Source organism: Asanoa iriomotensis, assembly GCF_016862515.1.
In the GTDB taxonomy this organism is placed as follows: domain Bacteria; phylum Actinomycetota; class Actinomycetes; order Mycobacteriales; family Micromonosporaceae; genus Asanoa; species Asanoa iriomotensis.
In genome coordinates this window covers 90,209-108,471 of record NZ_BONC01000023.1, presented here as the reverse complement: position 1 = coordinate 108,471, position 18,263 = coordinate 90,209, and the positions used below count along the sequence as shown (strand labels likewise).

Genomic DNA, 18,263 nt, shown 5'->3' with positions numbered 1-18,263 from the left:
ACTCGACGCCGACGAGTCACCGCGCCCGGACACCACTCTGGAGCGGCTCGCTGCCCTGCCCACGGTGAACGGCAGCGCGACCGTGACTGCGGGCAACGCGCCGGGGCTGAGCACCGGAGCGGCGATGCTCGCGGTCACCGCGGCCAGGTTCGCCCGCACGCGTGGCCTTCGACCGCTGGCTACCGTGCTCGGTGTGGTGTCGGTGGCGGGACCTCCGGCGCAGATCGCGTCCATCCCGGCGGTGGCCGCCCGGCGAGTTCTGGACCGCTGCGGCGTGGACCTGACCGACGTCGACCTCATCGAGGTCAACGAGGCGTTCGCGGCCGTGCCGCTCGTCACCACGCTGCGGCTGGCCGACGGCGACCCGGCTCGGGCGGCCGAGTTGCGGGAGCGGACCAACGTCAACGGGGGCGCCGTCGCCCTCGGCCACCCGACCGGCGCGACCGGAGCGCGGCTGGTGATGACGATCGTCGCCGAACTGCGCCGTCGGGGTGGCGGTATCGGCCTGGTGACGATGTGCGGCGGCGTCGGTGAAGGCAACGCGGTGCTGCTCCGGGTATAGGCCGGAGCGGCTCCAAGCGGGAGGAGAACGAGAGAATGCAGGAGCCGTACGCGAACGATCCGCTGCTCTTCTATCCGGGGCAGCGGCTGACGACGCAGGAACGCGAGCGGATGGACCGGTACGAGATTCCGATCGAGGAATTGACCGTGGACCATCTCGTCTACAGCATGAGCCGGCAGATCGAGAATAACTTCCAGACGTTCTACAGCATTGCCGAGGAGATCGTCGGCGTCGAGAAGGCCACGGAGATCGCACGTGAGATCGGCCGGAGGTACGGCGGCCGCGGGTACGCCATGTTGCTGAAGGCGCACGGTGTGGATGGCGCGGGCAGCGCCCGGATGATGGCGCTCTACCAGGATCTGGTGCACAGCATCCGCGGGCCGAAACACGCCGCAGCGCTGTACGCGGAGCACGACGAGGGGCGTTGTGTGGTGCGGCGCCGCGAGTGCGTCTACTACAGCGAGGCGCAACCGGAGAACGCGCGCTACACCGGGGCGTTCGAGTCGGGCTGCTTCGAGGGTTACAAGGCCGCGGACGAGAACCTGCTGCGGGTCGAGGTCCACCGGTGCCGCTGGAAGGGCGACGACGGCTGCGAGCAGCACTGGGTCTACCGGGACGACCCGGATCGGCCGCCCCCCGCGGACTTCGTCGGCGACGGGCCTGCCGACGACTCCTGATCCTCAGCCGGCGGGCCAGGTGGCGAACGCGCCCAGACCTTCAAGGGCGAGGCCGTGGCCGGCCCGCTCGGCGACGAGGCGCCGCAGCGGCTCCGTCATCACCTCCCGGGTGTAGCGCAGCGTGATGTCGTCCTGCCGGCAGAGGTTCTCCGCGAGTTCGTACGCCCGCGGCAGGAGCTCGCCGGCGGGGACGACCTCGTTGACCACGCCCAGATCCTTGGCCTCGGCGGCGGACAGGCGCTGCCCGGTGAGGAGGAAGTAGCGGGCGCGGTTGACGCCCAGCAGCGTGGACCAGACGGCGTGGACGCCGTCGCCGGGCACGGTGCCGAAGCGAAAATGTGGCGCGTCGGAGAACACGGTCTCCGGTGTGGCCAGCACGATGTCCGACAGCACGGCGAGCTCGGCGTGCACGGTGGCCTTGCCGTTGACCGCCGCGATGACCGGCACCTCGACGTCGAGCAGAGCGGCGAGAAGGCGCTTGCCGTTGGTGTAGATGCGTTCCCACTTCGGCGGCGTCATCGGTCCCACCCAGCTGTCGTCAAGCCGGGCGATGAACTCCGTCCCGGTCCCGGTGAGGATCACGACCCGGTTGCCGGGGTCGCCGCCGATCTCCCGCAGGGCCCAGCCGAGCTCGGTGTGTGGTCCGGCTCCCCACACCAGCGGGCCACCGTCCGTGTGCAGGCGTAGCTCGAGGATGCCGTCGCGGCGGTCCATCGCGAGGTGCTGGTACGCGGTGCGGTACTCCTCGAAGCTGCGGTGCATCGGATCTCCTCCGGTTGCGGCTGTTGACGGGCTCGGGCCAGGCTTCCTAAGCTGCTTCCACAATACGGAGTCAACTTTCACAAGTCGAAGGGCAAAGGCCGGTCTACATGCGCCTTACCTACAACGACGAGCAGCGACAGCTACGCGCCGAGCTCTCCCGTTACTTCCGGACGCATCTGGAAGGCGAGTTCTCCGACCTGCGCTGGGAGGACCACGGTCCCCGCTATCGGGCCTGGATCCGTCGCCTCGGCTCCGACGGCTGGCTCGGCCTGGGGTGGCCGGTGGAGTACGGCGGGCAGGGCCGGCCGGCAATGGACCAGTTCATCTTCTACGACGAGGCGCAGCGGGCCGGCGCACCGATCCCGATGATCTCCTTGAACACCGTCGGGCCGACGCTCATGGATTACGGCACCGCCGAGCAGAAGGCGTTGTTCCTTCCGGCGATCCTGCGCGGCGAGATCGACTTCGCGATCGGCTACACCGAGCCTGAGGCCGGCACCGATCTGGCGTCCTTGCGCACCAAGGCGGTCCGGGACGGGGACGAGTACGTCGTCAACGGGACCAAGGTCTTCACCAGCCGCGGCGCCGCGTCGGACTACATCTGGTTGGCGGCACGCACGGAACCCGCTACCCGGGACCACCGGGGCATTTCGGTGTTGATCGTGGACACCTCGGCGCCCGGCTTCACCGCGGCGCCCATCCGCACCCTGGCCTCGTACGACACGTACATCACCACCTATACGGACGTGCGCGTGCCGCGGGACCGGCTGGTGGGTGTGGAAGGTGAGGGCTGGCGGCTGATGCAGACCCAGCTCAACCACGAGCGGATCGCGATGGCGGGGTTCGGCGGTCTGGCGATCCGGCTGCACGAGGAGGTCCTGGCGTGGGCCGGCGCGACCGAGCGGGACGGCCGGCCGGTCATCCATATTCCCTGGGTACAGCGCAACCTGGCCCGCAGCCACGCCCTGGTCGAGGCGATGCACCTGCTCAACTGCCGGGTGGCGTGGGAGGTGGGCCGGGACGAGGTCGCGCCGGCCGACGCGTCGGCCGTGAAGGTCTTCGGCACCGAGACAGTGCTGGAGGTCTACCGGCTGCTGATGGAGGTGGTCGGCGCGGAGAGCCTGCTGGCGGACGGCGCCCGGGGTCAGTCGCCATGGGGCGCGCTCGAGTTCGCATACCGCCGTGCGGTGATCAACACCTTCGGCGGGGGGACGAACGAGGTGCAGCGCGAGATCGTCGCCCGGGCCGGCCTCGGGATGCCGCGGGTGGCCCGGCGATTGGATCGGGTGGTGCGGGCGTGAGTGACCTCGTGACTGACGAGCTGCACGCGCGCCTGCTGGCCTTCGTCGGCCGGACGAGTGGGGCGCCGCGGGTCGCTGCGGACGCGGTCAACGCACCGATGATCCGCCACTGGTGCCAGGCGATGGGTGACGAGAACCCGGGGTACACCGACCCTGACTGGGCCGAGTCCGGACCGTTCGGCCAGATCGTGGCGCCACCGGCGATGCTCCAGTCCTGGACGCACCACGATCGGCGGTTCCCTACCGCGACCGAGCCGGGCAACGCGGAGGAAGAGCTCGTCGACGTGCTCGCCGAGGCGGGCTACACCTCTGTCGTCGCGACGGGCTGCACGCTGCGCTTCGTGCGGTACCTCACCGTCGGCGATCGGGTGCACTACCAGGCGACGATCCGGTCGGTGTCGCCCCGGAAGTCGACCGCCCTCGGCGAGGGCTACTTCGTGACGACCGAGATGCGCTACATCGACGCCGCGGGCGAGCCGGTCGGTGCCGTCGACTTCGTGACGCTGCGGTTCCGTCCGGCGCGGGTGAGCGGGGGAGAGTGATGGATTTTTCGTTCGACGAGGACCAGACCGCGGTCGCGGACCTGGCCCGGCAGGTGCTCAGAGACCTTGTCACGCCGGCGCGGCTGGCCGCCCTGCCCGAGTCCGGCTGGGATGGCGGGCTGTGGCGGGTCCTCGCCGAGGCGGGCTTGCTCGGCATCGCATTGCCGGAGGAGGTGGGCGGGACGGCTCGCGGCGCGCTCGAAGCGTGCCTGGTCGCCCGGGAGGCCGGCCGCGTCGTAGCCCCGGTGCCGCTGTCGGGCGCGCTGGCGGCCGCCCTCGCGCTGGCGGGGCTGCCTCCGGCACAGCGGCCCAGCGAGCTGCTGGCCCAGGTCGCGGCGGGCAGCGCGGTGGTGTTGCCGTCCGTGGCCGGCACGGTCGAGGCGACGCCGGACATCGCCCTGAAGCCGGCCGAGGGCGGCTGGACCGCACACGGAATCCTGCCGTTCGTGGCGTACGGCACGGTCGCCGACCGCCTGCTGGTCGCCGCCGTCGACCCTGACGGCGCGCAGCTGGCAGTCCTGCTGCGACCGGGCCATCCCGGCGTGGTGGTGGAGCCCGTGCGGACCAGTGGCGCGGAGGTCTGCGCCCGGGTGGCGGTGGAGGGTCCGCTGCTGCAGGAGGCTGACGTCTTCGGCGGCGAGGTCGGGGCGGCGCTGCTCGTTCGGGCCCGTTCCTACCACCTCGTGTTGAGCGCTGCCGAGATCTGCGGTGCGGCCGACGCCGCGCTTTCGCTCACGGCCGACTACACCACCCAGCGCTGGCAGTTCGGCCGCCCGCTCGGCTCCTTCCAGGCGGTCGCCAGCCGGGCGGCGGACGCCTTCATCGACCTGCAGGCGATGACCTGGACCCTGTGGAAGGCGGCCAGCCTGCTGGACCAGGGCGAGGATGCGCGCGACGCCGTGTCGGTGGCCCGGTTCTGGGCTACCGATGGTGGCCACCGGATCATTTCGGCCGCGCACCACCTGCACGGAGGGGTGGGCATTGACCTCGACTACCCGTTGCACCGTTACTTCTTCAGGTTCAAGACGCTGGAGTTCACTCTCGGCGGGGCGGCGGAGCATCTGGCGTCGCTCGGCGGTTCGCTCGCGGCGCGGAGCAGCGGGGGAGCGCTGTGACGGGCGGAGCGGTGTTCGCGGTCGGGACGCCGCTGCCGGCAAGGCAGATCGACGTCACCACCACGTTGATCGTCTGTGGGGCGATCGCCTCCCGCGACTTCTATGCGGGTCACCACGACCGCGATGCTGCGGTACGGGCGGGTTCACCGGACGTCTTCATGAACATCATGACGACCGCGGGCCTGGTGAGCGGCTACCTCACCGACTGGGCGGGTCCGCGGGCGGTGATACACGAAATCGATCTGCGTCTGGGCGCGCCGAACTACCCGGGCGACGTCATGCGGCTCACCGGCGACGTGGTGGACAGCGTCACCGGGGAGACCGGTGCGGCGGTGACCGTGCGCTTCGAAGGGCGCAACAGCCGAGGTGCGCATGCCCGCGGAACCGCGCGGCTGGAGATCCGTCAATAGGTCACCGCGGGCCTTGACACCCTGTGATCAAGGCCATAACTTCTGCAATGCGAAAGCCCATTCCAATATGTGGAAAGAGGAGGTGATCACTATGAACGTGACTCGAAGCCGGCGCAGTCGAGCCTTAGCCGGCCTGACCTGCCTCGTGCTCGCCACCGCAGTTGTGGGGTGCGGAGGTGGCGAGGACGAGAGCGCGTCCGGTGACACCGCGAAATGCCAATCCGTCGATAAGGTCAACTACATCCTCGCCGCCGCGAACGTGAGCCTCGGCTCCGTGGCCTACGCCCAGGTGCCCCAGGAGCTCGGGTTCTTCGCCGAGGAGTGCCTGGACGTGACGATCCAGGCCAGCGGCCAGACCAACAGTGAGATCGCCCTGGCGCAGATGGAGACGGGGCGCTTCGACGTCGGCGTGCCCGCGACGCTCAGCCAGGTCGTGTTCGCGGGCAAGAAGTCGGTGACCAAGTCGGTGTTCTTCACCGCCTTCACGAACATCGGCATCTTCGTCGCCAACGACGGGCCGGCACAGTCACCGGCCGACCTGGCCGGCAAGCGGATCGGCGTCACCTCGATCGGCACCGGCACCGCCATCTACTGCCTCGAGTCGGCCCGGCTCGACGGCGTACAAGCCGACCAGATCGAGCAGGTGCCGATCAACTCCGGGCTCGCGGCCGTCGCGGAGGCGCTGCGGTCGAAGAAGATCGACGCCTGGTGCGGCATCGACAGTGACGGCGTCGCGTTCAACAACGCCGGCCTGCCCTCCCACCGCCTCGACACGAAGTTCGACAAGGACCTGCTGCCGCCCGGAACCTTGGTCGCCACGAACACGATGATCGAGAAGCGGCCGGATGTCCTGAAGCGCTTCATCCGCGCGATCCTCAAGGGGTACGTGTTCGCGCTGGCGGCGCCGGACAAGGCCACCGCCATCGCCCTCAAGCTCTACCCGGAGTCCAAGCCCGCCGCCGACAACGACAAAGAGGCGTTCGAAAAGGCGCGCGCCATCGTCGACGAGCGGATGAAGAACTCGAAGCCGCCGGGCTACCCGCAGACGCCGCTGGGGTTCACCTCCGACGACGCGCTCGAACGCGGCATCGAACCGCTCAAGCAGGCCAGCCTCGTCCCCGGCGACATCGCATTGGACAGCTGGCGCGACCTCACGCTGCTCAACGAGGTCGCCAAGGACTTCGATCCGAAGCCGATCGAGGAACTCGCCCGCACCTACCAGGCACCGTCCTTCTAGCACCGCCGCTGACCGGGTGGACCCGCGCCGTCGGCGCCGGTCCACCCGGCAGCACGCACTTTGGGGAGAACGAAGCATGAGCGAGCCCGTTGTCGTGGAGGCGCTGCGCACGCCGATCGGCAAGCGCGGCGGCGGGCTGGGCGGCGTCCACCCGGCCGCCCTCCTGGCCGCGCCGCTGCAAGCCGTACTGAACCGTGCCGCCGTCGAACCCGAAGACGTCGAGTTGCTCATCGGCGGCTGCGTCACCACCGCGAACGAGCAGAGCAGCAACGTCACGCGCAACGCGTGGCTCGGCGCCGGGCTCCCTCCGCACGTCGGCGCCGTCACGGTCGACTGCGCGTGCGGGTCCGGGCAGCAGGCGAACGCCATGATGTCCGCGCAGATCGCCGCCGGGATGATCGGGATCGGAATCGGCTGCGGCGTGGAGTCGATGAGTACCGTCGCCTTGCACGCGAACAAGCCCGCCGGCCTACACACGCCGCGCCCGCCTGACTGGCCGTGGGACATGCCGACGCAGTACGTGGCCGCCGAACGGATCGCCGAACGTCGCGGGCTCACCCGCGCGGACCTCGACGCGTTCGGGCTGATCTCGCAGCGGCGGGCCGAGGAGGCGTGGCGGGAGGGCCGATTCGAACGCGAGGTCATCGCCGTGCCAGGCCCGGACGGGGCCGCGCCGGTGACCCGGGACGAGGGGTTGCGGGAGACCAGCCGGGAAGCACTCGCCGGGCTGCGCCCGCTGGGCGAAGACGCACTGCACACCGCGGGCACCTCGTCGCAGCTCTCCGACGGCGCCGCGGCGGTGCTCTGGATGGACCGGGCGCTGGCCGAGTCACGAGGTCTGCGGGCGAGGGCGCGGCTGCGTGCCCACGTGCTCGTCGGCGCCGACCCGTACTACCTGCTCGACGGGCCGGTGGAGGCGACTGCGGCGGTGCTCGACAAGGCCGGCCTCCGCCTTTCCGACATCGATATCTTCGAGGTGAACGAGGCCTTCGCGGCGGTACCGCTGTCCTGGCTCCGGGCGACCGGCGCGGACCCGGACCGGCTCAACGTGAACGGCGGTGCGATCGCGCTCGGCCATCCGGTCGGCAGCACCGGCAGCCGACTCATCGTCACCGCGCTACACGAGCTGGAGCGGCGCGGCGGCCGGTACGCCCTCATCACGATGTGCGCCGGCGGCGCACTCGCCACCGGAACAATTCTTGAGCTGTTGTAATGGCCGTCGCTGCGGTGAACCCGCGTGCCGAGCAAGAGAAGTTGTTGGCCGGCGCCCTGGAGAGCTGGACCCGGCGGCACGCGGGCCCGGAACGCCCCCGCACGGCCCTGGCCGGCGGACAGGTCGCCGACCCGCTGCGCGACCTGGCCGAACGGGGTTTTCTCGCCGCGCACCTGCCAGAGCCGGTAGGTGAGGGCGGTGAGCCGCTCGACCTCGCCATCGTCGCCGAACATCTCGGCGCCGCGCTGACCACGGGCGCGTACTTCGCCGGGCTGCTCGCGACCCTGGCCCTCGCCGACCACCTGGATCACCCGCTGGCGTCGGAGGTCTGCACAGAGATCGGCGCCGGGCGGTCCACGGTGGCCGTCGCGGTGGACGGCGCGGCACAGCTCACGCCAGCCCCGGACGGTGACCTGCTGGTGCGAGGTGAGCTGCCGCTGCTCCTCGGTCCGGTCGATGCCGACCTGTTCCTCGTCCGCGCGGTCGCCGGCGATGAACCGGCGCAGGCGCAGTGGCTGCTGTTGAGGCGGGGAGAGGTGGCCACCGGCCCGCTGCCGGCATTCGACGGGGCACGGCCCATGTCGACGGGTACCGTCGACGCCCGGCTCGGGCGAGACCGACTGCTCCCATCCGGGCTGTCGGCCTCCGTCGCCGACGCTCTCGGCCTGCTGTGCGCGGCGGAGGCGGCCGGGACCGTGGACTGGTGCACGCGTACGGCGGCCGCGCACGCGATCGCCCGCGAGCAGTTCGGCCGACCGATCGGCGCGTTCCAAGCCGTCAAGCACAAGTGCGCCGACCTCCTCGTGCAGCGGGAGACCGTCAAGGCCCTCGTGTGGGAGGCCGCGCGCAGTTGGCACGCACCGCACCGCGCGGTCGCGGTCGCCGCGGCCGCAACCCTCGCCCCGGACGTTGCGGTCGCCGGCGCCGGCTCCTGCTTGCAGATCCTCGGCGGCATCGGGTTCACCTGGGAGCACGACGCTCACCTGCACCTGCGGCGTGCGGTGGTGAACCAGCGTCTGGCCGCCACCCGCGACCGCGCCGCCGAACTCGGCCGCCGCTGCCTCACCGACGGCCTGCCCGCGCCGGCGTCGGGTGGCGGCGAGGTGGGGGAGCAGACCCGCGCAGCGATACGCCGCTGCACAGGCGTGGCGCCGGAGCGCCAGCGGGCGGCGCTGGCCGCCGAAGGACTCGTCGCACCGGAGCTTCCACCGCCCTGGGGGCTCGGGGCTGAACCGCACCAGGCGCCTCAGATCGCGACGGCCATGCGGGAGAACGGCATCGAGCCGCCCGAACTGGGCATCGCTCGCTGGATACTGCCGGTGCTGCTCGACGGGGCGGCCACCGTGGAGCGCGACCGGATGATCGCGGCGATCCTCGCGGGCGAGGAGCAATGGTGCCAGCTGTTCAGCGAGCCCGGGGCCGGATCGGATCTGGCCAGCCTCTCGACCCGGGCGATGCGGGTCGAGGGCGGATGGCGCCTCCACGGCCAGAAGGTCTGGACCTCGCGCGCCCACGCGGCCACGTGGGGATTCTGCCTGGCCAGGACCGGCGGCGGTCCCCGGCACCGGGGGATCAGCTGCTTCGCGGTCCCGATGAGCGAGCCGGGCGTCGAGGTCCGCCCCCTGCGGCAGATCACCGGGGAGGCCAGGTTCAACGAGGTGTTCCTCGATGGCGTGTTCGTACCCGACTCCCTGCTGCTCGGCGAGGTCGACGGTGGATGGCGGTTGGTGCGGTTGTCGCTCGCGGCCGAGCGGACCGCGATGAGCACCATGGCCTTCGCGGACGGGGGCTTCGACCGAGTGCTCGCCACCGCGCGTGCGGCGGACCTCGACCTCACCTCGATCGGCCGGCTCGGCCGGCTGGCAGCGGCGGAGTACGCCGTCCGGGCGCTCGGCGCGCGTGCCGCGCACGCCCGACGGGAGGGTGCATCCGGTCCAGACCCGACGGTCCGCAAGCTCGTCAGCGTCGGGCACCGGCAGGACACTGCGGCGTTCGGTCTCGACCTGCTCGGCAGCGCGGGTCTAGGCGACGGCGTCGACGCGCGGCACTGGCAGCACGCGTTTCTGGAAACCCGGGGGCTCAGCATCGGCGGAGGGACCAGCGAGATCATGCGCAACGTCATCGGTGAACGGCTGCTCGGCCTGCCCAGGGACCTACCGTGAGCGGCGAAGCGGTGACGAGCGTCCGCGACCTCGTGCTGGCCCGCGCCGGCGACCACCGGACCGGCCTGCTCTTCGAGGACCAACGGTGGACCTGGGACGAGGTGGTGACAGAGGCGCACCGGTGGGCGGACGTGCTGCGCGCGTACGAGGGATCGGAGCCGCTACACGTCGGCACCCTGCTCGAAACGACTCCGGAGCACCTCTTCCTGCTCTGCGGGGCCGCCCTGTGCGGAGCGACTGTCGTCGGCCTCAACGCCACCCGCCGGGGCGCGGCGCTGGCGCGGGACGCCCGGTTGGCGGACTGCCGGCTCGTGGTCACCGAGCCCTCGCTGGCGCCGCTGCTGTCCGGGATCGACCTCGGCGTGCCGATTCTGGAGGTGAACCGGCTGGACGCTGCTCAGCCGAACAGGACGGTCCGGTCCGTGGCGCCGCCGGTTCCCCCGGACTCGCTGTACCTGCTGCTGTTCACCTCCGGCACCAGCGGCGAGCCGAAGGCGGTGCGCAGTTCGCAGGGGGCGATCGTGCGCCGGGGGAAGAAGGTCGCCGACCGCGTGGCGCTCGGCCCGGACGACGTCGTGTACATCTGCATGCCGCTCTTCCACTCGAACGCCATCATCGCCGGGTTCGCGCCGGCGCTCACCACCGGCGCCGCGATCGCGCTGCGCCGGTCGTTCTCCGCGTCCGGATTCCTGCCGGACGTCCGCCGGTTCGGCGCGACCTACGCCAACTACGTCGGCAAGCCGCTGAGCTACGTGCTCGCCCAACCCGAGCGCGCCGACGATGCCGAAAATCCGCTTCGGGCGGTCTTCGGCAACGAGGGGGCCGAGCGCGACATCGTCGCGTTCGGGCAGCGGTTCGGCTGTCTGGTCTTCGACCACTATGGACAAACGGAGGGCGGGGTGACCCTCGCCCGCGGCCCGGGCGACCCGCCGGGCGTGCTGGGCCGGGGCAGCGGTGCCGAACGGGTGGTGGATCCGGCGACCCGGCGTGAGCGCCCGCGGGCCGTCATCGTTGACGGCCGGGTCCGCAACGCCGAAGAATGCGTCGGCGAGCTGGTCAACGCCGGCGGCCTCGGCTCGTTCGAGGGGTACTACAAGGATCCCGAGGCCGAGCGCGAGCGCACTCGCGGCGGCTGGTACTGGACGGGTGACCTTGCCTTCCAGGACGAGTCCGGGCTCTTCTACTTCGCCGGCCGCCGTGGCGACTGGGCGCGTGTGGATGGGGAGAACCTAGGACTGGCGGGGATCGAGCGGGTGCTGCTGCGCCACCCGGACGTCGTCAACCTCGCGGTCTACCCGGTGCCGGATCCGGCCGCGGGTGACCAGCTGATGGTGGCGCTGCACTGGCGTGCCGACCGACCCTTCGACCCCGGCGCGTTCGAGCGGTGGCTCGGCGAACAGCCCGACCTCGGGCCAAAGGCCGTGCCGCGCTTTGTGCGACTCACGACCGGACTGCCGATGACGGCGACGAACAAGGTAAACAAGCGAACTCTCGTGGCCGACCGATGGGAGGTCGACGAGCCCGTGTGGTGGCGGTCGCCCGGGACCGACGACTTCCGCGAGTTCGACGTAGCCGCGCGGGAGGCCTGGACCCGGCTCTTCGAGCGGCACGGCCGGGCCGCGGTGCTCGACCTGGCCGGTACCGCGTTCGGAGGCGGGTCGTGACCGCCGTGGATCTCGCCGGGCAGGTGGCGATCGTGACCGGCGCGGGTCGCGGGCTCGGCCGGGCCGAGGCGCTGGCGCTCGCCGCCGCCGGCGCGCGCGTGGTCGTCAACGACGTGGACACCGCCGCGGAGGAGGTCGTCGACGAGATCGTCGCGGCCGGCGGCGAGGCCATCGCCGATCACGCGGACGTCGCTGACCTCGGCGCCGCCGGCGCGTTGGTCGACGGCGCGGTGCGCCGGTTCGGCCGGCTGGACGTGCTGGTGAACAACGCCGGGATCGTGCGGGACCGGATGGTCTTCACGATGTCCGAGCGGGAGTGGGACGATGTGCTTCGGGTCCACCTGCGCGGCCATTTCTGCACCACCCGCTGGGCCACGGCGCACTGGCGGGCGGAGGCCAAGGCGGGGCGGAAGGTTCGGGCCTCGATCGTCAACACCGCCTCCGAAGCGTTTCTCAACGCGCCGGCGGGACAACCCAACTACGCCGCGGCGAAGGCCGGGATCGTGGCGCTGACGGTCTCGACAGCGAAGGGGTGCGCGGCATACGGGGTACGAGCCAACGCGATCTGCCCGCGGGCCGCGACGGCGATGACCTCGCCGATCTTCGCCGACCGGCCCGAGGACGCACAGCGACTCTCACCCGGGCACGTCGCCCCCCTCGTGGTCTACCTGGCCTCGGACGCGTCCGCGCCAGTCAGCGGCAACGTCTTCATCAGCTACGGGCCGCGTGTGGGCGTGCTGGCGCCGCCGGTCCTCGCCGCCACCGCGGACGCCGCGGCGGGTCGTTGGACGCCGGAGGCCTTCGCGGCCGCGTTCGCCGAGCCGGCCTTCGCCGACCGGCTGAGCCAGGGCTACGCCGCCGACGACGTCGTCGCGGCAGCCGCCGACCTGTGGGGACCCACCGGAGAGGCCCGGCGCGGCCGCCCGTCCGTCCATTGACCTTGCGAAACCCGGTTGATAGCGTGAAATGCGCTTCCACAATGCGGATGTCGGGTCGGGTGGCATCCCTCGAGACCCGGGCCGAGCAGCGGAAAGGAAGAGCCGTGAGTCCAACCCCGCCAACCGTCTCCGACCCTGCGGAGCGGACCACCGCTGCGCCGGCCAGCGCCGCCGACGCCCTCCTGAACCGGCCCATGGCGAAGCCGAGCCTGCTGCGTCGGCGGCCGGAGCTGTTGCTCTCGCCGGCGGTCCTGGTGCTCGTGCTGGTCGCCTGGCACCTTGCGGTGAAGTGGTGGAACCTGTCCGACTTCGTCCTGCCGCCTCCCGCCGAGGTGATCCAGGCCCTGATCCGCAACACGCAAGAGGGCCGCTACACCGACCATCTCATCTACACCGTGCGGAACTCGCTGGTCGGTTTCGCCGCGGGGACGGTCCTCGGCGTGCTGGTCGGCGGCCTGCTGGCAGCTTCATCCATTATGGAGCGGGTGCTGCACCCGTACATCGTGGCGTTCCAGACGTTCCCGAAGATCGCGTTGGTGCCGATGCTCACGATCTGGTTCGGCTTCGACTCCCAGCCGAAGATCATCATCGCCGCCATCCTCGCGTTCTTCCCGGTCATGGTCAACGCTTACGCCGGTCTCACAGCGGTCGACGTGGAGTCCGAGGAGCTGATGCGCTCGCTGCGGTCCTCACGGATGCAGACGTTCGTCAAACTCCGGCTACCGACCGCGTTGCCGTACATCTTCGCGGGTCTCGAGCTGGCGCTCGTCTTCGCCATCCTCGGCGCGGTGACGGGGGAGTTCCTCGGCTCGCGTGAGGGGCTCGGGTTCCTCATCCAGCAGTTCTCGGTCCAGCTGCGGACCGAGGACATCTTCGCACTGCTCATCATCTTCGCCGCGCTGGGCATGGCGGCACACATGCTCATCACCTGGCTGCGCAAAAAGATCATCTACTGGCAAGGCTGAGGAGACGCACCATGACACAGACGATGCCCCGCAGGCTGCCTGAGCCAGAGCCGCGTGAAGTGCATTACACGGTCATCTCGGTCGACGACCACGTGGTCGAACCACCGACCACCTTCGAGGGGCGCGTCCCCGCCGCGTTCGCCGACCGGGCGCCGCGAGTGGTCGAGGACGCCTCGGGCGAGCAGGCCTGGCTGTACGACGGCGAGCTGCTGCCCAACATGAGCGTGCACGCGACGGTCGGGTTCGAGATCACGAACGCGGGCTTCGACCCGCAGCGGTTCGACCAGATGCGGCAGGGCTGCTGGGACATCCGCGAGCGCATCAGGGACATGGACACCAACGGCATCGCGGCGTCGCTGTGCTTCCCGTCCAAGCTCGCCGGCTTCGGCGGCTACCGCTTCTCCCTGAGCCGCGACGCGGAACTGGGCCGGGTCGCGTTCGAGGCGTACAACGACTGGCACCTGGAGGACTGGGCGGGCCCGTACCCGGACCGGATCATCCCCTGTCAGATCCCGTGGCTGCGCGACCCGGTCGAAGGCGCCGACTACATCAGGCGCAACGCCGAGCGCGGATTCCGCGCTGTGACCTTCCCGGACAACCCCGAGCACCTGGGCCTTCCGTCGGTCCACACCGGACACTGGGATCCGCTGCTGCAGGCCTGCGCCGACACCGGCACGGTGGTGTGCCTGCACGTCGGGTCGGCGTCGTACATCCTCGGCGCGGCCTCGGATGCGCCACTGGACACCAAGACGGTGCTCTTCCCGCTGAACTCGAGCGTCGCCCTCGTGGACTGGCTCTACTCGATGCTCCCGGTCCGTATCCCGGACCTGAAGATCATGCTGGCCGAGAGCGGGATCGGTTGGGTGCCCTCGATGCTGGACCGGCTGCGCTACTGCGTCGACCAGAACCACGCCGGGTACGCCGGCGGCTGGGCCAGCAAGGAGTTCACCCCGGCCGAGATCGTGCAGCGCAACTTCTGGTTCAGCTCGCTGGAGGACCCGTCCGGGTTCGAGCAGCGGCACCGCATCGGGGTGGATCGGATCCTGGTCGAGTCCGACTATCCGCACCCGGACTCCACCTGGCCGGACACCCAGGAGGTGCTGCACCGCCAATTGCGCGACCTGGACCCCGGCGAGGCGGACCTGATCACCCACGGCAACGCGGTCGAGCTGTTCCGCTTCCCGGTCGCCGGCGCCGCGCGGTCCTGACCCGGCACGATGGCAGGAGGAGGAAGAGTGCCCGACGTGGTCCAGCAGCGCAGCCGGTCCGACACCCAGGAGCGGCCGGCGCCCAAGGGACTGATCACCGTCGAGGGTCTGTCCAAAGTGTACGAGACTCGCTCCGGAGAGCGGGTGTTGGCACTGCGCGACATCGACATGGAGGTCCGGGAAGGAGAGTTCGTCTCGCTGGTCGGCCCGAGCGGCTGCGGCAAGACGACGCTGCTCAAGATCATGGGAGGTCTCTACCCGGCCTCGCTCGGCGTCGCCTCGATCGACGGAAAGCCGGTGACGGGACCGCACGCCGATGTGGCAATGGTCTTCCAGAGCCCGGTCCTGCTCGCGTGGCGCAGTGTCCTGAAGAACGTCATGCTGCCCGGGGAGATCGCCGGGCGGAGCCGCGGCGACAGCGAGCAGCGGGCCCGTGAGCTGATCCAGATGGTCGGGCTCGCCGGTTTCGAGAACAAACTGCCCCGGGAACTGTCCGGCGGCATGCGGCAGCGCGCCTCGATCGCACGGGCCCTGGCCGCCGGCAGCCGCATCCTGCTGATGGACGAGCCGTTCGGCGCGGTCGACGCGTTCACCAGGGACGTGCTCAACATCGAGCTGCTGCGGATCTGGGAGCAGGACCGCAAGACGGTCGTCTTCGTCACCCACAGCGTCGCCGAAGCCGTCCTGCTCTCCGACCGGATCATCGTGATGGGCACCCGCCCCGGCCACGTCATCGAGGACTTCAAGGTCCCACTCGGGCGGCCACGGAGCATCGACGACATGGCCGCCCCGGAGGCAGGCCTGGCCGTCAAGCACATCCGCCACCTCTTGACCGGACCGGCGGTCGGTGGCTGAGGAACCGGCCGAGGGACCGCTGCGCGGCGTACGAGTGGTGGAGATCGGCCAGGACATCGCCGTCCCGTACGCCGGCCGGCTGTTGCGGCTGCTCGGCGCCGAGGTACACAAGGTCGAGCCGCCGGCGGGCGACCACCTGCGCCGGCGTGCGCCCAACGGCACGTCAGCCGGCACCGGAGGACTGTTCCGCTACCTCAACGCGGGCAAGTCGTCGCTCACCGTCGACACGGCCGGCCCGGACGGCTACGCCCTGGTCGCCGCGTTGTGCGCGGACGCCGATGTGGTCCTCGTCGACGAAGGGCTGGGCGCTGTCGCCGGGCTGGACGCGGCCGTGGCGGAGCGGACCGGCACGGTCGTCCGGCTGGTCGACTTCGCGGCGGACGGCCCGTACGGGCAGTGGCAGGCGTCGGACCTCGTGCTGCAGGCCGCGGCGGGCTGGGTGTCACCACGCGGGCGGGCCGACGGCGACCCGGTGCCGGTCGGCGGCCGGCTGGGGGAGTACGCCGCCGGGACGTACGTCGCGGTCGCCGGCCTCACCGGGTGGCGGTCGCAAGCGGACGGACCCCCCGTGCGGGCGCTGGTCGACCGGATGTCGGCGATCTTCAACACCGTCGCGTTCGACATGCTGCGTCGCGAAACCCTCGTCGAGCTGGGGTACACCCAGACCCGGTACACCGCGTACATCCCCGGGCCCATGCCCTGCGCCGACGGCATGGTCGCGGTGAACTGCCTGACCGGACAGCACTGGCACGACCTGTGCACGCTGCTGGGCGTTCCGGAGTACGCCGACCGGTACGTCGAGATGCGCTACGACCGAGGGGACATGGCGGCCTTCTACGCCGCGGTGCGGCCGTGGTTCGCCGAGCTGACCGTCGCCGAGACGGTGGAGCTCTGCCAGGCGTTCCGGGTACCCGCGGCCCCGATAACCACCGGGGCGACGGCGCCGCAGCTTCCGCCGTTCCGGGAGCGGGGATTCTTCGTGGCCGCGCCCGACGGCGGGCTGCATCCAGGACCACCGTTCCGCCTCCGCGACGTCCCGGCCGGGGCCCTCGGGGCCGCGCCGACGCTTCGGCAAAGGCACGCCGATGCCTGAGCGGGACGCGTTCGCTGGGATCCGGGTGCTGGACCTGGGCTCTTTCTGGGCCGGACCGTACCTGGGCAGCCTGCTCGGCGCGATGGGCGCGGACGTGCTGAAGGTGGAGGGACCGCGCCGGGTGGACGGGTTCCGCTTCCTCGCCGCCTTCCCGCAGCAGGGCAGCCGGTGGTACGAGCTCAGTGGCCTGTTCCAGGCGACCAACCTCAACAAGCGCGGGCTGACCCTGGATCTCGGCACCGACGAGGGGCGGGCGGTGTTCGAGCGGCTCGTCGCCGACGCCGACGTAGTGATCGAGAACTTCTCGCCCCGGGTCGTCGAGCAATTCGGGTTCGGCTACCCGGCGCTCGCCGCCCTCAACCCGCGGATTCTGATGGTCCGGATGCCCGGGTACGGCCTGGAAGGTTCGTGGCGGGAGTTCGTCGGCTTCGGCAACTCCTTCGAGTACGCCGGCGGTATCGGCTGGATCACCGGCGACCCGGACGGCCCGCCGCTCGGCCCCGGTGGCTACGCCGATCCGCTGGTCGCGATGCACGGCGCTGTTGCGCTGGTCGCCGCGCTGCAGGATCGGGAGCGCACCGGGCGGGGTCAGCTGATCGAGCTGGTGCAGGCCGAGGTGGTCGCCGCGATGACGCCGGAGCCGGTGCTGCACCATGCGCTCACCGGCGAGGTGCTCGGGCGCACGGGTTCCCGGTCCGCCGAGTTCGCGCCGCAGGGGGTCTACCCGTGCCGCGGGGAGGACGAGTGGCTCGCCCTGACGGTCCGCGACGAGGCCGATTGGAAGCGGCTGGTGGCGATCGTCGGCGAGCCGCCGGGTCTGCCCGCGCAACGACTATCCACTCTAGATGGACGGCAGGCCGAGCACGACGCGCTCGACCGGTGGCTGTTCGCCTGGACGCGGGACCGCGACCCGGCAGCCACAGCCGCGCTGCTGCAGCAGGCGGGGATCCCCGCGGCGAAGGTGCTCACCCCGGCCGCGATGTACGGCGACCCGCAGTTGACCTCGACCGGGTACTACCAGTCGATCGAGCACCCGTTGAGCGGGATCCGCCGTTACCCGACCTGGCCGTTCCGGTACGGCGACAGCCGCGACGCCGGGGTGCGCCTCGCACATCGCTTCCGCTCGCCACTGCTGGGCGAGCACAACGAGGAGATCCTGCGCGAGCGGCTGGGGATGAGCCCGGACGAGATCGACGAGCTAAGGCGTCGCGGCGTGATCAGCGAGCGGATGCTCGGGACGGACGAGGAGAAGGACGATGGCGGAGATACGTGACGACACGCCCGTGCGGGTCGGCAGCAGGGTGCGCTGCGAGCGATGCGGCACCGAGGTCGTGGTGGTACGCCCACCCGCGCAGGCGCTGGTCTGCTGCGAGGTGGCGATGTCCCCGTTGACGAGTGGTCGGAGGCCGGCGTGAACCTGATCGGAAAGCGGTACGAGTGCGCACGGTGCGCGGCGGAGGTGCTCTGCACCAAGGCGGGCGACGGCTCGGTCACCTGCTGCGGCGAGCAGATGCAGATCAAGGTGGCCAAACCGCTGCCCGCGTCGGACTGAGCGGGCG

Annotated in this window: 19 protein-coding genes; 18 read left to right on the top strand and 1 reads right to left on the bottom strand. The window is 71.0% G+C overall.

The features are described 5' to 3' along the window. Both Air01nite_RS18045 and Air01nite_RS18040 read left to right on the top strand, forming a co-directional pair. On the top strand, positions 1 to 562 hold a 562-nt coding region (locus Air01nite_RS18045), incomplete at its 5' end, for a thiolase family protein (protein WP_505606720.1). 35 nt (positions 563 to 597) lie between these two features. After that, positions 598 to 1,239, top strand: coding sequence for a hypothetical protein (locus Air01nite_RS18040; RefSeq protein WP_203703717.1), 642 nt, complete (start codon positions 598 to 600; stop codon positions 1,237 to 1,239). Between the two features lie 3 nt (positions 1,240 to 1,242). Here the strand turns inward: Air01nite_RS18040 and Air01nite_RS18035 are convergent, their stop codons facing one another. Then, positions 1,243 to 2,001 (bottom strand): enoyl-CoA hydratase/isomerase family protein, encoded by a 759-nt coding sequence (locus Air01nite_RS18035; RefSeq protein WP_203703716.1) that lies wholly within the window; start codon positions 1,999 to 2,001, stop codon positions 1,243 to 1,245. Positions 2,002 to 2,108: 107 nt separating this feature from the next. On the opposite strand from Air01nite_RS18035, the gene Air01nite_RS18030 reads away from it, so the two are divergent. The 16 genes from Air01nite_RS18030 to Air01nite_RS17955 all read left to right on the top strand — a co-directional run bounded on the left by Air01nite_RS18030 (position 2,109) and on the right by Air01nite_RS17955 (position 18,256). Further along, positions 2,109 to 3,302, top strand: coding sequence for an acyl-CoA dehydrogenase family protein (locus Air01nite_RS18030; RefSeq protein WP_203703714.1), 1,194 nt, complete (start codon positions 2,109 to 2,111; stop codon positions 3,300 to 3,302). Continuing rightward, positions 3,299 to 3,844, top strand: a complete 546-nt coding sequence (locus Air01nite_RS18025; RefSeq protein WP_203703712.1) for a MaoC family dehydratase — start codon at positions 3,299 to 3,301, stop codon at positions 3,842 to 3,844. Before Air01nite_RS18030 ends, Air01nite_RS18025 begins: the two co-directional genes overlap by 4 nt. After that, positions 3,844 to 4,959, top strand: a complete 1,116-nt coding sequence (locus tag Air01nite_RS18020) for an acyl-CoA dehydrogenase family protein (protein ID WP_203703710.1) — start codon at positions 3,844 to 3,846, stop codon at positions 4,957 to 4,959. Before Air01nite_RS18025 ends, Air01nite_RS18020 begins: the two co-directional genes overlap by 1 nt. Further along, positions 4,956 to 5,369: a MaoC/PaaZ C-terminal domain-containing protein gene (locus Air01nite_RS18015; RefSeq protein WP_239090776.1), complete on the top strand. Its 414-nt coding sequence runs from the start codon at positions 4,956 to 4,958 to the stop codon at positions 5,367 to 5,369. Before Air01nite_RS18020 ends, Air01nite_RS18015 begins: the two co-directional genes overlap by 4 nt. A 91-nt stretch (positions 5,370 to 5,460) precedes the next feature. After that, positions 5,461 to 6,606 (top strand): ABC transporter substrate-binding protein, encoded by a 1,146-nt coding sequence (locus Air01nite_RS18010; protein WP_203703709.1) that lies wholly within the window; start codon positions 5,461 to 5,463, stop codon positions 6,604 to 6,606. Positions 6,607 to 6,682: 76 nt separating this feature from the next. Then, the gene (locus tag Air01nite_RS18005; RefSeq protein WP_203703707.1) at positions 6,683 to 7,819 is read left to right on the top strand and encodes a steroid 3-ketoacyl-CoA thiolase; all 1,137 of its coding nucleotides are present in this window, start codon (positions 6,683 to 6,685) and stop codon (positions 7,817 to 7,819) included. Further along, on the top strand, positions 7,819 to 9,981 hold the full coding sequence (locus Air01nite_RS18000) for an acyl-CoA dehydrogenase family protein (protein WP_203703706.1): 2,163 nt from the start codon (positions 7,819 to 7,821) through the stop codon (positions 9,979 to 9,981). Before Air01nite_RS18005 ends, Air01nite_RS18000 begins: the two co-directional genes overlap by 1 nt. Then, positions 9,978 to 11,645 (top strand): AMP-binding protein, encoded by a 1,668-nt coding sequence (locus Air01nite_RS17995; protein WP_203703705.1) that lies wholly within the window; start codon positions 9,978 to 9,980, stop codon positions 11,643 to 11,645. The genes Air01nite_RS18000 and Air01nite_RS17995 overlap by 4 nt, the downstream gene beginning before the upstream one ends. Next, a complete protein-coding gene (locus Air01nite_RS17990; protein ID WP_203703731.1) occupies positions 11,642 to 12,583 on the top strand; it encodes an SDR family NAD(P)-dependent oxidoreductase in 942 nt (313 codons plus the stop codon). Before Air01nite_RS17995 ends, Air01nite_RS17990 begins: the two co-directional genes overlap by 4 nt. Positions 12,584 to 12,687: 104 nt before the next feature. Further along, the gene (locus Air01nite_RS17985) at positions 12,688 to 13,548 is read left to right on the top strand and encodes an ABC transporter permease (RefSeq protein WP_203703704.1); all 861 of its coding nucleotides are present in this window, start codon (positions 12,688 to 12,690) and stop codon (positions 13,546 to 13,548) included. Positions 13,549 to 13,559: 11 nt separating this feature from the next. Next, a complete protein-coding gene (locus Air01nite_RS17980) occupies positions 13,560 to 14,756 on the top strand; it encodes an amidohydrolase family protein (RefSeq protein ID WP_203703703.1) in 1,197 nt (398 codons plus the stop codon). 27 nt (positions 14,757 to 14,783) lie between these two features. Continuing rightward, positions 14,784 to 15,611, top strand: a complete 828-nt coding sequence (locus Air01nite_RS17975) for an ABC transporter ATP-binding protein (RefSeq protein ID WP_203703702.1) — start codon at positions 14,784 to 14,786, stop codon at positions 15,609 to 15,611. Then, positions 15,604 to 16,704, top strand: coding sequence for a CoA transferase (locus tag Air01nite_RS17970; protein ID WP_203703701.1), 1,101 nt, complete (start codon positions 15,604 to 15,606; stop codon positions 16,702 to 16,704). Before Air01nite_RS17975 ends, Air01nite_RS17970 begins: the two co-directional genes overlap by 8 nt. After that, positions 16,697 to 17,977 carry a CaiB/BaiF CoA transferase family protein gene (locus Air01nite_RS17965; RefSeq protein ID WP_203703699.1) on the top strand — a complete coding sequence of 427 codons (1,281 nt, stop codon included), beginning with the start codon at positions 16,697 to 16,699 and terminating at the stop codon, positions 17,975 to 17,977. The genes Air01nite_RS17970 and Air01nite_RS17965 overlap by 8 nt, the downstream gene beginning before the upstream one ends. Continuing rightward, on the top strand, positions 17,961 to 18,119 hold the full coding sequence (locus Air01nite_RS17960) for a hypothetical protein (RefSeq protein ID WP_203703697.1): 159 nt from the start codon (positions 17,961 to 17,963) through the stop codon (positions 18,117 to 18,119). Before Air01nite_RS17965 ends, Air01nite_RS17960 begins: the two co-directional genes overlap by 17 nt. Next, positions 18,116 to 18,256, top strand: a complete 141-nt coding sequence (locus tag Air01nite_RS17955; protein ID WP_203703695.1) for a hypothetical protein — start codon at positions 18,116 to 18,118, stop codon at positions 18,254 to 18,256. Before Air01nite_RS17960 ends, Air01nite_RS17955 begins: the two co-directional genes overlap by 4 nt. The last annotated feature ends 7 nt before the right edge of the window (positions 18,257 to 18,263 follow it).

Bases quoted from the DNA above. Each gene is read 5' to 3' on its own strand.
- Air01nite_RS18035 (WP_203703716.1), bottom strand. From the start codon at position 2,001: ATGCACCGCAGCTTCGAGGAGTACCGCACCGCGTACCAGCACCTCGCG.
- Air01nite_RS17965 (WP_203703699.1), top strand. From the start codon at position 16,697: ATGCCTGAGCGGGACGCGTTCGCTGGGATCCGGGTGCTGGACCTGGGC.
- Air01nite_RS18010 (WP_203703709.1), top strand. From the start codon at position 5,461: ATGAACGTGACTCGAAGCCGGCGCAGTCGAGCCTTAGCCGGCCTGACC.
- Air01nite_RS18000 (WP_203703706.1), top strand. From the start codon at position 7,819: ATGGCCGTCGCTGCGGTGAACCCGCGTGCCGAGCAAGAGAAGTTGTTG.
- Air01nite_RS18005 (WP_203703707.1), top strand. From the start codon at position 6,683: ATGAGCGAGCCCGTTGTCGTGGAGGCGCTGCGCACGCCGATCGGCAAG.
- Air01nite_RS18040 (WP_203703717.1), top strand. From the start codon at position 598: ATGCAGGAGCCGTACGCGAACGATCCGCTGCTCTTCTATCCGGGGCAG.
- Air01nite_RS18020 (WP_203703710.1), top strand. From the start codon at position 3,844: ATGGATTTTTCGTTCGACGAGGACCAGACCGCGGTCGCGGACCTGGCC.
- Air01nite_RS18030 (WP_203703714.1), top strand. From the start codon at position 2,109: ATGCGCCTTACCTACAACGACGAGCAGCGACAGCTACGCGCCGAGCTC.
- Air01nite_RS17980 (WP_203703703.1), top strand. From the start codon at position 13,560: ATGACACAGACGATGCCCCGCAGGCTGCCTGAGCCAGAGCCGCGTGAA.
- Air01nite_RS17960 (WP_203703697.1), top strand. From the start codon at position 17,961: ATGGCGGAGATACGTGACGACACGCCCGTGCGGGTCGGCAGCAGGGTG.